Source organism: Autumnicola tepida (assembly GCF_031846485.1).
GTDB classification, from domain to species: Bacteria; Bacteroidota; Bacteroidia; order Flavobacteriales; family Flavobacteriaceae; genus Autumnicola; species Autumnicola tepida.
The window spans coordinates 37,712-49,762 of record NZ_JAVRHQ010000012.1 but is presented as its reverse complement, the minus strand read 5'-3'; the positions used below and the strand labels follow the sequence as shown (position 1 = coordinate 49,762).

The window sequence follows — 12,051 nt, the reverse complement described above, 5'->3', positions numbered from 1 at the left end:
CTTTGCGCATATAAAATCAAGCTATGAACATTCCACAAGAATTAAAGTACACCAAAGACCACGAGTGGGTGAAGGTTGAAGGAGACGTTGCAACTGTAGGGGTAACCGATTTTGCACAGGGGGAACTTGGAGATATTGTTTATGTTGAGGTTGAGACGGTAGACGAGACTTTAGACAGGGAAGAGGTTTTTGGAACGGTAGAGGCGGTAAAAACAGTATCGGATCTTTTTGCGCCGCTTTCCGGGGAAATAGTTGAATTCAATACCAGTCTTGAGGACGAGCCGGAAAAGGTGAATAACGATCCTTATGGCGAAGGATGGATGGTAAAGATTAAATTTACCGATGCTTCTGAACTGGACGATTTGCTTTCAGCAAAGGAATATAAAGAGATAGTTGGTAGCTAGGATTTCACTTTTAGCTTCGGGTGTCTATACCATAGCCCTTACCTATTTTTCCCTTATCCATTTGGGAAAGATAAGTGTGGGCTCTTTTAATCCCACCGATAAAATGCTGCATGCAACCGCTTACTTCCTTCTGGTAAGCATGTGGAAGCTTTACTTTATTATTTCTTCCAGGGATAGAGTTAATTACAAAGCAAATTTATTTTGGATTTCAGGACTTAGCATTCTCTTTGGTATGTTAATTGAGGTTCTTCAGGGAACCCTCACCAGCTACAGGGATCCCGATTGGTTCGATATTTTGGCCAATTCAACTGGTGTTTTACTTGCTGTCTTAATCTTTTTCCTTCTCCAGGGACCTTTACAGAGATTAAGGCGGAAGATAGACTAGTGCATATAACCAAATATTCCAATCTTATGAAACCCAAGAAAAATCCAAAGGCTGATCTAAGCCGTAAATGGGTATTGTTCCTGCAAATAGGGCTTATCCTCGTTTTACTATTAACATTTAATGCTATTGAATGGAAAACTTATACTTCAGAAAAAGACGGTGAAAAGTCTTTAGGAATGAAATTTGATACTTTTGAACTGGAGGAGACTCCGCCAGTAGTGACGATTAAACAGGAACTACCCGAACCTTTGCCAAAGGTGCCTCAGGAACCGGTTCAGGATAAGTATAAAACAACAGATGATGAGGATTCTGAGCCTGAAGATGATATGAAACCAACTGAAGTTGAACCTGCAGATCTTTCAGTTTTACCAGAAGTTGGAGATATTGAAGACCCGGATACTGAGGAGCCGGTTGAAAAGGTTCCTTTTGAAGTGATCGAGTTTGTGCCCATTTACCCTGGTTGTGAAAAACTGAATGATAATGCGGCTCGTAAAAGCTGTATGAGTTCAAAAATCAGTAACTTTATTAACCGTGAGTTTGATACCTCTTTAGGTGCAAAACTGGGGTTGAGCGGGATTAACCTGGTAATTGTTCAGTTTGTAATCAACGAAAACGGTAAAGTTGAACAAATACAAACACGTGCGCCTCATCCTGCACTGGAAGAAGAGGCGCAGCGGGTGATTGAGAAATTACCGGTGATGCAACCTGGAAAACAACGGGGCGAAGCTGTTCCTGTTTCCTATAGCATCCCGATCCGCTTTAAGGTGCAGGATTAACATTAACTTTCTAATTTCGGGGAAGAGAATTTTTTAAATAGTTTATTCTTCGGGATTAGTTTAGTTTTTTAGAAAAAATATTTATTTTAGCAATTCTTATTAATTAATAACCATGGAACCTAAGAAAAATCCAAAAGCAGATTTAGGCAGAAGAAGTGTTCTTTTCCTTCAATTAGGGCTGATATTAGTTCTTTTTATTACCTGGCAGGCCATAGAATGGAAAACCTATGACAGGGAAGATATTGATATAGGCCAGGTAAATATGGACGCTCTTGATGACGAAGAAGTACCAATTACAGAAATCCAGAATACACCACCTCCACCGCCACCACCGCCACCAGCACCGGAAATTATTGAGGTAGTGGAAGATGAGGAAGAAGTAGAAGAGGATGAGATCCAGTCTACAGAAACCAGCCTTGATGAGATCGTGGAAGTAGAGGAAGTTGTTGAGGCTCCTGTAGAAGAAGAGATTGATGATGTTCCTTTCGCGGTTATTGAAGATGTGCCAATCTTCCCTGGTTGTGAAGGTTTAAGCAACAACGATCAGCGTAAGCAATGTATGAGTGAAAAAATTAGTCAGTTTGTAAACCGAAATTTTGACAAGGATCTTGGTGGAGAACTTGGACTTTCCGGAATTAACCGGGTTATCGTTCAGTTTAAGATCGATAAAAACGGTAAGATTACTGAAATTCGTTCCCGTGCTCCCCACCCTAGGCTGGAGCAGGAAGCGGCAAGGGTAATTGGTAAACTGCCAAGCATGCAGCCCGGTAAGCAGCGTGGAAAAGCGGTAGGGGTAATGTACTCTTTGCCAATTGTATTCCAGGTTCAGGACTAGTTTTTACAAGCTATAAAGAATTGAAAATCCCGGTTTTAGCCGGGATTTTTTATTTTCCAAAAGTAAGACTATTAAAAAAAATGTATATTTCGCCGGTCTAATCTAATCGCCCCATAGATTTATGAAGTATATTGTACTTCTTTCGGTTTTGCTCCTATCCACTTCCGTTCTTAGCCAGGAAAACCTTAGTGGTTCTGAAATTCCTCCAATGTTCCCCCAATGTGCAAGTGTCAGTTTTCAGCAGCGTTCGCTGTGTTTCAGGAGTACGCTTAAAAACCTGGTTGTAGACAATTTTCAGGTGCCAAAAATGCTAGAGGAAAAGACTTATGAAGGGACTATGGTTGTCCTTTTTGAGGTCAACAGGCAAGGCAGGTTTGAAATTATATATATTGATGCGGCTTATAATGAGCTAAAGGAAGAGATGAGCAGGGTTTTTAAAAGCCTGCCCGAGGTGCAGCCGGCTACCTATAATGGGAGGCCTACTTACATGCAGTTTAGGATGCCGGTAAAAATTCCGTTGGAAAAAAATACTGAACCCACTGTTGTAACCATTGGGGAGGAACCTTCTGAAAAAGATTTGCCTTTAGCTAAGGAAGAGAAGATAGTTGAAGAAGAGCCTGATGTATTTAATGAATACGATTTGATTAAGCCAGTCGAATTTACGCATCCTGAGCTGGAGAGTGACCTTAATATTCCTCTTTCTCATGAGATGTACACTCGTTTTGATGCCGAATTAAACAGGATTGGAACAAACACCCATACCGCTTCCAAGCCTTTTTTATATTCTGAAGTTGCTCCCTATTATGATTTTAAAGCAGAACAGGAAAAGCTCCTGAAGAATACTTCCACCTGGGCGGGTAGAAAATTATGGAACGAGCATCTGGTGCAGTTCCAAACCAAAGATTACTGGTTTACCATAGATTTTGGGCTGGACCTTCAAATTGGTAAAGATTTTCAGCAAAACGCATATGACTTTACTTATAATAATTCCAGGATGGCCATTCTTAACGGAGGTTTAGGCGGTAATTTAAATTTTTATGCTGTCGCTTACGAGAACCAGGGCCGTTTTGCTGAGTATTATAATTTTTATGCTGAATCTATTCGGCCAGATGGTGGGGATCCGGCAATTATTCCCGGCAGGGGAATTGCAAAACCTTTTATGAATGGTGGCTACGATTACCCGGTTGCTGAAGGTTATCTCTCTTATTCCCCCAGTAAATATTTTAATCTTCAGCTTGGGCACGGGAAAACTTTTATAGGAGATGGCTACCGGTCTTTATTGATGAGTGATGTTGCTTCTCCTTACCCGTTTTTCAGGCTTTCCACCAGCTTCTGGAAATTAAAATATACCAACACCTGGATGTCTTTAAGGGATGTTCGGCCCGAAGTTACTGCAGATGGTTCCTTCAGGACTAAATATATGGCCAACCACTATTTAAGCCTTAACCTGGCAAAGCGCCTAAATATTGGCCTTTTTGAATCTGTGGTCTGGCAAAATGACAATGACCGGGGTTTCGATCTTAATTACCTGAATCCTGTTATTTTTTACCGTGCTATAGAATTTGCCACGGGAGCGCGGGGAGGAAACGCTATTCTTGGTCTTACTGCTAAATACAAGTGGAGCAATCAGGTAAACATGTATGGGCAGTGGGTGATTGATGAATTTTCTTCGGGGGATGTTTTTGGGACTTCCCAAAGCTGGAAAAATAAAATGGGCTACCAAATTGGAGTGAAATATTATGATGCCTTTAATATTCCTAATCTCTTTTTGCAGGCAGAGTATAACCAGGTGCGGCCTTACACCTATTCCCACAATAAAGAAGTAGTGCTTAATTACGGGCATAACAACCAGCCTATGGCTCATTTGTGGGGCGCGAATTTCAGGGAGATCATTGCAATTGCCCGGTATAAAAAGGAACGCTTGTATGGGAACGCCAAATTTATCTACGGGAAAAGAGGATTTGATTTTAATGATGGAAATGATGCTTTTTCCTACGGTGGCGATATCTACCGCAGTTATAACGAAAGGCCTTTTGATACTGGTGTTAAAATCGGGCAGGGGAATACCGCTAACTCTTTCTTTACTGAACTTGAAGCAGGATATATTATTAACCCCGCGACAAATTTAAAGTTCTACGGAAGTTTTATCTACAGAAACCTGGATACACAGGTAAAAACCCCTCTTCATTTTGATAATTCCACCACCTGGCTGAATTTTGGAATCAGGACCGATATTTTTAATTGGTATTATGATTATTAGGGAATAATTCCTCCTGAAAATTAACATTTTTCGACCCTTGCCAAAACCTAATTAAGGAGTATCTTTGCGCCAATTGAAAAATGCCCTTTTTGAGCAACGCGCGTACACATACTTCCTCTGTTTCGGTACTATCAGATTTTAAAGAAATTACAAAAATGCGGCTGGCGATAAGCGTAGTGTTTTCGTCTGTTGCAGGTTATTTTCTGGGTGCTGAAGTCATAGATTTTGTGACCGTGCTGCTGCTCTCCATTGGAGGTTATCTTATGGTTGGGGCGTCTAATGCTTACAACCAGATTATCGAGCGGGATTTAGATGCGTTGATGGATCGCACCAAAAACCGGCCGCTTCCGGCCGGGCGAATGTCTGTTACCACAGCTTTTACCATTGCCAGTGTTTTTACTATTCTGGGGTTGATTGTACTTTACATCATCAATCCTAAAACAGCTATGTTTGGGGCTATAAGTATTTTTCTTTATGTGAGTGTTTACACGCCTTTAAAAACAAAAACGCCGCTATCGGTTTTCGTTGGTGCTTTTCCGGGGGCAATTCCCTTTATGCTGGGCTGGGTTGCTGCTACAGGAGATTTTAGTATTGAACCGGGCACCCTTTTTATGCTTCAGTTTTTCTGGCAGTTTCCCCATTTTTGGGCGATAGGCTGGTGGTTGTACGACGACTATAAAAAAGGTGGTTTTTTTATGCTCCCAACGGGAAAAAGGGATAAAGGAACCGCGGTGCAGGTGGTGTTGTACAGTATCTGGACAGTGCTTGTTTCTTTAATTCCTGCTTTTGGGGTTACCGGAAGGCTCTATCTTACGCCGATTGCTGCAGGGTTTATCCTGCTGCTGGGATTGGGAATGCTCTACTACGCCTTCAGGTTGTACAAACAAAGAACAGCCCAGGCAGCCAAAAAGTTGATGTTTGCCAGTGTTTCCTATATCACACTGCTTCAGATAATATATGTTTTAGATAAATTTTTAAGACAATGGATTTAACAGAAGGATCAGAGAATAATAAACACAGCCGGGCAAAAAAAATGATGCTTTGGTTTGGTATTATAAGTATGGTGATGATGTTCGCCGGGCTTACCAGTGCCTATGTTGTTAGCAAAACCCGCCCGGACTGGCTTACCGAATTTGAAATGCCACAGGCTTTTTTATGGAGTACCCTTACCATTGCTGCCAGCAGTATCACCTTTTTCCTGGCAAGAACCAGCATAGCCAAAGGAAAACGTAAGAATGGCAGTGCTTTGCTTATAGGAACCCTTGTTTTGGCTATTTTGTTTGTGGTTTTTCAGTTTAAGGGTTTTACAGATATTGTGTCTATGGGGTATTACTTTACAGGCAGCGAAAGCAATATAACAACTTCCTTTATTTATATCCTTGTGGTGGCCCATCTTGCCCATCTGGCGGCGGGTTTAATAGTGCTTCTTGTTGTAATTTATAACCATTTTAAACAACGCTATCACAAAGGTCAAATGCTTGGAATAGAGCTGGGTGCGACTTTCTGGCATTTTGTAGACTTTCTGTGGATTTACCTGTTTGTGTTTTTATATTTCTTTAGATAATAAAAATGCGTATTTTTGCCGCATTACTAAAATTAAAATTCTTCTATGGAAGCTACTGTTGTTAGAACAGGCACCGAGGGTAAAACCTGGGGTGGTGGCAATGAGCCGCTTGGTGCTAGCTATGGGAAAATGATGATGTGGTTCTTCATCCTTTCCGATGCACTTACATTCTCAGGATTTTTAGCCGCTTATGGTTTCTCCCGATTTAAATTTGCCGATATATGGCCTATTGCAGATGAGGTGTTTAACCACTTCCCATTTTTACACGGGGTAGATGCTCCCATGTACTACGTGGCATTAATGACTTTTATTCTTATCTTTTCTTCTGTAACCATGGTGCTTGCCGTAGATGCGGGCCACCATATGAAAAAAGGAAAAGTTACTTTTTATATGCTGCTTACCATTCTTGGAGGGCTTATTTTCGTCGGTTCCCAGGCATGGGAATGGTCAAATTTCATCAGTGGGGAATACGGTGCGGTAACTACAACAGGTGGCAATATTTTGCAGATTGTAGATGGCGATGGGGAAAGGGTTGCCCTGGAAGAAATTGCCATAGACAGGGCTTCGGCGAGAATAGAGCATAATGAAAATGAGGGGGTTTGGTTTGAAGAAGGTCCTGGTTTGCCTACTTATTCCCTGGAAGAAGTGCAGGCAGGTTTTATGGCAAATGACAATTTGCTTATAAGAACAGGAAATATTGGTGAAGATGGTGAAAAGATTATCCTTTCCCGTGAAGAATCTTTAGAGAAAATGGCAACCGAAGCTATAGGTGTGGTAGAAGGAGCAAATCTTTCTCATAACGAATACGGCCCGCCACTTTTTGCAGATTTCTTTTTCTTTATTACAGGATTTCACGGTTTCCACGTATTCTCAGGGGTGGTGATCAACATTATAATCTTTTTTAATGTGGTCCTTGGAACATATGAGCGCCGTGGAACTTATGAAATGGTGGAGAAAGTTGGTCTTTACTGGCACTTTGTAGATTTGGTTTGGGTATTTGTATTTACCTTCTTTTATCTGGTTTAATTCTGAAGTAATAAAAAATGGCACACGATACAACACATGAACATAACCAGGATGCCGGTACCAAAAGAATCTGGTCGGTATTCATTATACTGTCTATTGTAACCACCGTAGAGGTTATTCTGGGGATTCTTAAACCGGAATTTTTGGTGGACAACCACCTGGTAAATATGTCTATCCTCAACTGGATATTCATAATCCTTACCCTTTATAAAGCCTATTATATTGTTTGGGCTTTTATGCACCTTGAACACGAAAAAAAATGGTTGAGGAGGGTTATCGTCTGGACCGCAATATTCCTGGTGATTTACCTTATTTTCATCCTTCTTAATGAAGGCTATTATATCTACCAGGTTTACCAGAAAGGATATATTGCCTGGGACTTTTAAAAGTTAAATACTGAAGAAAAGACGGTTTTTAAAAGCCGTCTTTTTATTTTTGCACACCTTTTGTGAAGAATATTTCTATGAAAAAATTTTTTGTGCTTGGGGTGCTTTTTGCGTTGCCAATAGTGGCTTACCTCTTTTTTTCTTCCGGGGTTAACCATTTTGCGAAATTACCGGTTCTTACTGAAGATATAGAAGACATTCACGGGCTTAAAACCCTGGATGGCAAAGAAGTTTCTTTTGAAGATAATATTACTGTCCTGGCATTTTTTGGAGACAATCTCCAGGAAATAAGAGGTAACACCTTTAACCTGGATCAAAAAATACTGGAAAAATATTACGAATTTGAAGATTTTCAATTCGTGATCCTTCTTCCTGAAACAGCCAGAGAACAGGCACAGGATTTTGTAAAGCAATTTTCCGGCATCAGCCATTCTGATAAATGGAGGTTTGTCTTTGCGTCTCCCCAAAAGATCCAGTCAGTTTTTAATAGTATTGGCTCTCCTTACAGCTTAAAAGATGGTAATTATTCCCCTTATGTGTTTATTGTAGATAAAGATGGGAATTTGCGCGGCCGTGATGAGGATAAGGATTATGGGAAATTGTATGGTTACGATTCTGCTTCAGTGGCAGAGCTTAGTAATAAGATGAACGATGATGTAAAGGTTATTCTTGCTGAATACCGGTTGGAATTAAAGAAATATAAAGCCAGGAGATAACACTAATTATTATGAATAGGAAGAATTATTCTTACATAGGAATTTCATTGATAATTTTAATTTTCGGGATCATTTTTATTCCGAAGATAATAGATCGTGTAAGTAATGAGGAAGTGGTTTCTTCAGACCGGCTTAACCGTAAAACTGATAAAAACAACAAGGATTCTTCTGAAGAACTTGCCTATGTGATTATGAACGGCAAGAAGAGAAAAGCGCCGGAATTTAAGCTTGTAGACCAGGATGGGGACACAATCACCAATGAAGACTATAAAGGCAAAGTTTATGTGGCAGAATTCTTCTTTACCACCTGCCCGAGTATTTGCCCTATTATGAACAGGAACCTTATTGAGGTTGAAGAGGAATTTGCCAATAATGAGAAATTCGGCATTGCATCTTTTACCATAGATCCCGGCCACGACACTCCACAAGTTCTTAAAGAATATGCCGAAGATCATAATATTACCGATCCAGACTGGCATTTTCTTACCGGGGACAGGAATGATATTTATGGCCTAGCCAATGGCGGCTTCAACATTTACGCCGGGGAAGATGATGCCGTGCCGGGAGGTTTCGCCCACTCCGGAATGTTCGCGCTGGTAGACCAGGAAGGATATATTCGTTCCAGGAATGACAAATTTGGAAACCCAATAATTTACTACAGAGGTTCTGTGCCGCGAAACACTTCAATTACCGAAGGGGAGCAGGAGCCGCAGGTGAACCTATTAATAGAAGATATTAAAAAATTACTGTGAGAGCTTTAACAAAATCAGATAAAATTGCCGTACCGGTAATCATTTCACTTTCCATTCTTGTGCCTTTAATTGTTCTGGTGCTTATGCTGTTGCCGGAGCGTTATAATATTTTTGGGATACAATCTGGTACGTTTCCACTTTTTCATGCGGTGCTTAATGGTTCTACTGCGGTTTTGCTGGTTTTTGGTTACTTTTTTATGACCATAAAAGAATACAGGCTGCACCGCAATATCATGATTACCGCTTTTTCCCTGTCGGCGGTGTTTTTAATCAGTTACGTGCTTTCCAAAATAAGCAACGATCCTGTGCCTTATGGCGGGGAAGGTATTATGAGGTACATTTATTTTTTTATTCTTATCAGCCATATCGTGCTTTCGGCCATTATCGTGCCGCTGGTGTTATTTACCATGTACCGCGGCCTTACCGGGGAATACCTTAAACACGCCAGGATTGCCCGGTGGACGTTTCCAATCTGGTTCTACGTGGCGGTAACCGGGGTGCTGGTGTATATTTTTATGCTGCCGTATTATTGATTTCTGCGGAAGGGATTTTAGATGTTGTTTTGTAAATTTGACGTATGAAGACGAAAGCGAAAAACCTGTTGATATTGTGCGTTTTAACGCTAATGCCTTTTTTTGCTGAAGCGCAATGTGCCATGTGCCGTGCGGTACTTGAAAGTGAAGCTGACCAAAGTGCGGCCAAAGGTATTAATGACGGAATCCTTTACCTGATGATTTTTCCATACCTGCTAATTGGCGGCGTGGGTTATTTTATCTACCGCTCCAGAAAAAAACGAAAAGCAACCTAAAATTTTTTCATAAGATAATATCCAGATAATCCTGGCGTTTACACCCTGCCCACCTTCCGAAATTTTTCCTGCTTCAATCTAATTTTTTGACATTTTTCTGGTTTCCCCCTCTTCCGGTGTAACTTTTTGCTTTAAAAGGAGTCTTATAAGGCGAAGCAGGAAAATGTCCTGCGGTAATTATATTTTTCCGGCCATCATGATTGAAATTCAGGATCTACACAAGTCGTATAAAATGGGGCACAATTCCCTGCACGTGCTTAAAGGAATAAACTTTAGCGTGAAGGAGGGGGAACTGGTTTCTATTATGGGATCTTCAGGTTCTGGTAAATCTACTTTGCTGAACATTCTTGGGATGCTGGATGAGGCAGACAGTGGTTCTTATACCCTGGATGGCCTGCCAATAAAAAACCTGAACGAAAAAATTGCCGCTCGCTACCGCAACAAATTCCTTGGTTTTATCTTTCAGTCCTTCAACCTGATTTCCTATAAAAGCGCTTTAGACAATGTTGCTCTTCCGCTTTATTACCAGGGAGTCAAAAGGGCAGAGCGTATAGATAAAGCTATGGCCTATCTCGAGAAAGTGGGCCTTGCGAAATGGGCCGGGCACCTTCCCAATGAACTTTCCGGGGGACAAAAACAAAGGGTGGCCATAGCCAGGGCGCTTGCCAGCGATCCCAAAGTGCTGCTTGCCGATGAGCCTACAGGGGCTTTAGATACTAAGACTTCTTATGAAGTTATGGATCTTATCCAGGGAATAAATGATGAAGGAAGAACAATTCTTGTAGTTACCCATGAGCCTGATATCGCCAACATGACCAAGCGAATCGTAAATCTGAAAGACGGATTAATAATTGACGACACTAAGGTTGAACAGGTAAGAGCGCTGAGCAATGTTTGATTTGGAAAGATGGCAGGAGATTTTTGAAACGATCAGCAAAAATAAGCTGAGGACGTTTCTAACCGGGGTTTCAGTGGCTTCGGGTATCTTTATTCTTGTGGTGCTCCTGGGCATTGGAAAAGGCATGCAAAATGGAATTTCCAGTGAATTTGAAAACGATGCCAGCAACATCCTTTATATCTGGACCGGTGTAACTTCAAAAGAATATAAAGGCCTCAACCCCGGCCGAAGGATCGTCCTGCATAATGAAGATTATAATACCACAGTGGCAAATCATCAGGACGAACTTGAGTATAAATCTTCTATTTATCGAATCTGGAATGGCTCTGTTACCTATAAAAAAGAAACCGGTTCCTACCGGGTGGAAGGAGTGTTGCCGGATTATCAGTTCCTCGAAAATGCCAGCATGGTACAGGGGCGGTATTTAAATGAACAGGATGTAAACGGCAGTGAAAAATATGTTGTTATTGGAAATAAAGTAAAGACAGATCTTTTTAAAAACGGACTGGATCCTATTGGCAAATACGTCCAGGTTTCGGGGATTAACTTCAAGGTAATTGGGGTATTTTCCGATCCCGGGGGCGAGAGGGAAGAGTCAAGGGTATTTATGCCTTTGCCCACGGCGCAAAGGGTTTTTGGTGGTTATGATGAACTGCAGAATTTATCTTTTACCCTTGAAAAAGAAGAAAACTTTGACGCGGCACTTGCAGCTTCCCAAAGATTTTCAGCGAAGTTGGAAAGTTATTTAAAAGATAAATACAATATTGCCCCCGATGATAACAGCGCCGTTACTGTGAATAATTCCCTGGAAAATGCCAAGCGTTTCTTTGACCTTATGAATATGATCAGGCTTTTCTTCTGGGGTGTGGGAATCTGTACTATCGTGGCTGGCGTGGTTGGGGTTAGTAATATTATGCTCATTATCGTGAAAGAAAGAACCAAAGAAATTGGGGTGCGCAAAGCCTTAGGGGCCCAGCCTATTTCTATAATAGGTATGGTGCTGCACGAATCTATTTTTGTAACCACCATTGCCGGTTTTGTGGGGCTTATTAGCAGCCTTGCCCTGTTGGAATTTGTAGGGCCTTTAATAGAAACCCAGTATATCACTAATCCTTCGGTGAATTTTAATGTGGCCCTTTCCACAGTATTCATCCTGGTTATTGCCGGGGCTCTTGCGGGCTTTTTCCCAGCGAGGCGTGCGGCTAAGATAAAACCCATTATTGCTTTAAGAGACGAATAAT

General features: G+C 41.2%; 15 protein-coding genes. All 15 read left to right on the top strand.

Going from position 1 to position 12,051, the window contains the following annotated elements; all coding sequences use genetic code 11:
* Positions 1 to 23 precede the first annotated feature (23 nt).
* The 15 genes from gcvH to RM553_RS10965 all read left to right on the top strand — a co-directional run bounded on the left by gcvH (position 24) and on the right by RM553_RS10965 (position 12,050).
* A complete protein-coding gene (gene gcvH, locus RM553_RS11035; protein WP_311534986.1) occupies positions 24 to 404 on the top strand; it encodes a glycine cleavage system protein GcvH in 381 nt (126 codons plus the stop codon).
* Complete coding sequence (locus tag RM553_RS11030; protein WP_311534985.1) at positions 394 to 789, top strand: VanZ family protein; 396 nt, start codon at positions 394 to 396, stop codon at positions 787 to 789. Before gcvH ends, RM553_RS11030 begins: the two co-directional genes overlap by 11 nt.
* A 26-nt stretch (positions 790 to 815) precedes the next feature.
* Positions 816 to 1,565 (top strand): energy transducer TonB, encoded by a 750-nt coding sequence (locus tag RM553_RS11025; protein ID WP_311534984.1) that lies wholly within the window; start codon positions 816 to 818, stop codon positions 1,563 to 1,565.
* Positions 1,566 to 1,677: 112 nt separating this feature from the next.
* Entirely contained in the window at positions 1,678 to 2,400 is a 723-nt protein-coding gene (locus tag RM553_RS11020) for an energy transducer TonB (RefSeq protein ID WP_311534983.1), read from the top strand.
* Between the two features lie 121 nt (positions 2,401 to 2,521).
* Positions 2,522 to 4,660, top strand: a complete 2,139-nt coding sequence (locus RM553_RS11015) for a gliding motility protein RemB (RefSeq protein WP_311534982.1) — start codon at positions 2,522 to 2,524, stop codon at positions 4,658 to 4,660.
* Positions 4,661 to 4,749: 89 nt separating this feature from the next.
* Positions 4,750 to 5,652 (top strand): heme o synthase, encoded by a 903-nt coding sequence (cyoE, locus tag RM553_RS11010; RefSeq protein WP_311534980.1) that lies wholly within the window; start codon positions 4,750 to 4,752, stop codon positions 5,650 to 5,652.
* On the top strand, positions 5,643 to 6,224 hold the full coding sequence (locus tag RM553_RS11005; RefSeq protein WP_311534979.1) for a cytochrome c oxidase subunit 3: 582 nt from the start codon (positions 5,643 to 5,645) through the stop codon (positions 6,222 to 6,224). Before cyoE ends, RM553_RS11005 begins: the two co-directional genes overlap by 10 nt.
* 45 nt (positions 6,225 to 6,269) lie before the next feature.
* On the top strand, positions 6,270 to 7,250 hold the full coding sequence (locus RM553_RS11000) for a cytochrome c oxidase subunit 3 (RefSeq protein ID WP_311534978.1): 981 nt from the start codon (positions 6,270 to 6,272) through the stop codon (positions 7,248 to 7,250).
* 17 nt (positions 7,251 to 7,267) lie between these two features.
* The gene (locus tag RM553_RS10995) at positions 7,268 to 7,636 is read left to right on the top strand and encodes a cytochrome C oxidase subunit IV family protein (RefSeq protein ID WP_311534977.1); all 369 of its coding nucleotides are present in this window, start codon (positions 7,268 to 7,270) and stop codon (positions 7,634 to 7,636) included.
* 77 nt (positions 7,637 to 7,713) lie between these two features.
* A complete protein-coding gene (locus tag RM553_RS10990) occupies positions 7,714 to 8,352 on the top strand; it encodes a hypothetical protein (protein WP_311534976.1) in 639 nt (212 codons plus the stop codon).
* Positions 8,353 to 8,363: 11 nt separating this feature from the next.
* Positions 8,364 to 9,104 carry an SCO family protein gene (locus RM553_RS10985; protein ID WP_311534975.1) on the top strand — a complete coding sequence of 247 codons (741 nt, stop codon included), beginning with the start codon at positions 8,364 to 8,366 and terminating at the stop codon, positions 9,102 to 9,104.
* Positions 9,101 to 9,637: a DUF420 domain-containing protein gene (locus RM553_RS10980; protein WP_311534974.1), complete on the top strand. Its 537-nt coding sequence runs from the start codon at positions 9,101 to 9,103 to the stop codon at positions 9,635 to 9,637. The genes RM553_RS10985 and RM553_RS10980 overlap by 4 nt, the downstream gene beginning before the upstream one ends.
* A gap of 44 nt (positions 9,638 to 9,681) precedes the next feature.
* Positions 9,682 to 9,912 carry a hypothetical protein gene (locus RM553_RS10975; RefSeq protein ID WP_311534973.1) on the top strand — a complete coding sequence of 77 codons (231 nt, stop codon included), beginning with the start codon at positions 9,682 to 9,684 and terminating at the stop codon, positions 9,910 to 9,912.
* 196 nt (positions 9,913 to 10,108) lie between these two features.
* Positions 10,109 to 10,810 (top strand): ABC transporter ATP-binding protein, encoded by a 702-nt coding sequence (locus RM553_RS10970; protein ID WP_311534972.1) that lies wholly within the window; start codon positions 10,109 to 10,111, stop codon positions 10,808 to 10,810.
* Complete coding sequence (locus RM553_RS10965; RefSeq protein WP_311534971.1) at positions 10,803 to 12,050, top strand: ABC transporter permease; 1,248 nt, start codon at positions 10,803 to 10,805, stop codon at positions 12,048 to 12,050. Before RM553_RS10970 ends, RM553_RS10965 begins: the two co-directional genes overlap by 8 nt.
* Position 12,051: the final 1 nt, after the last annotated feature.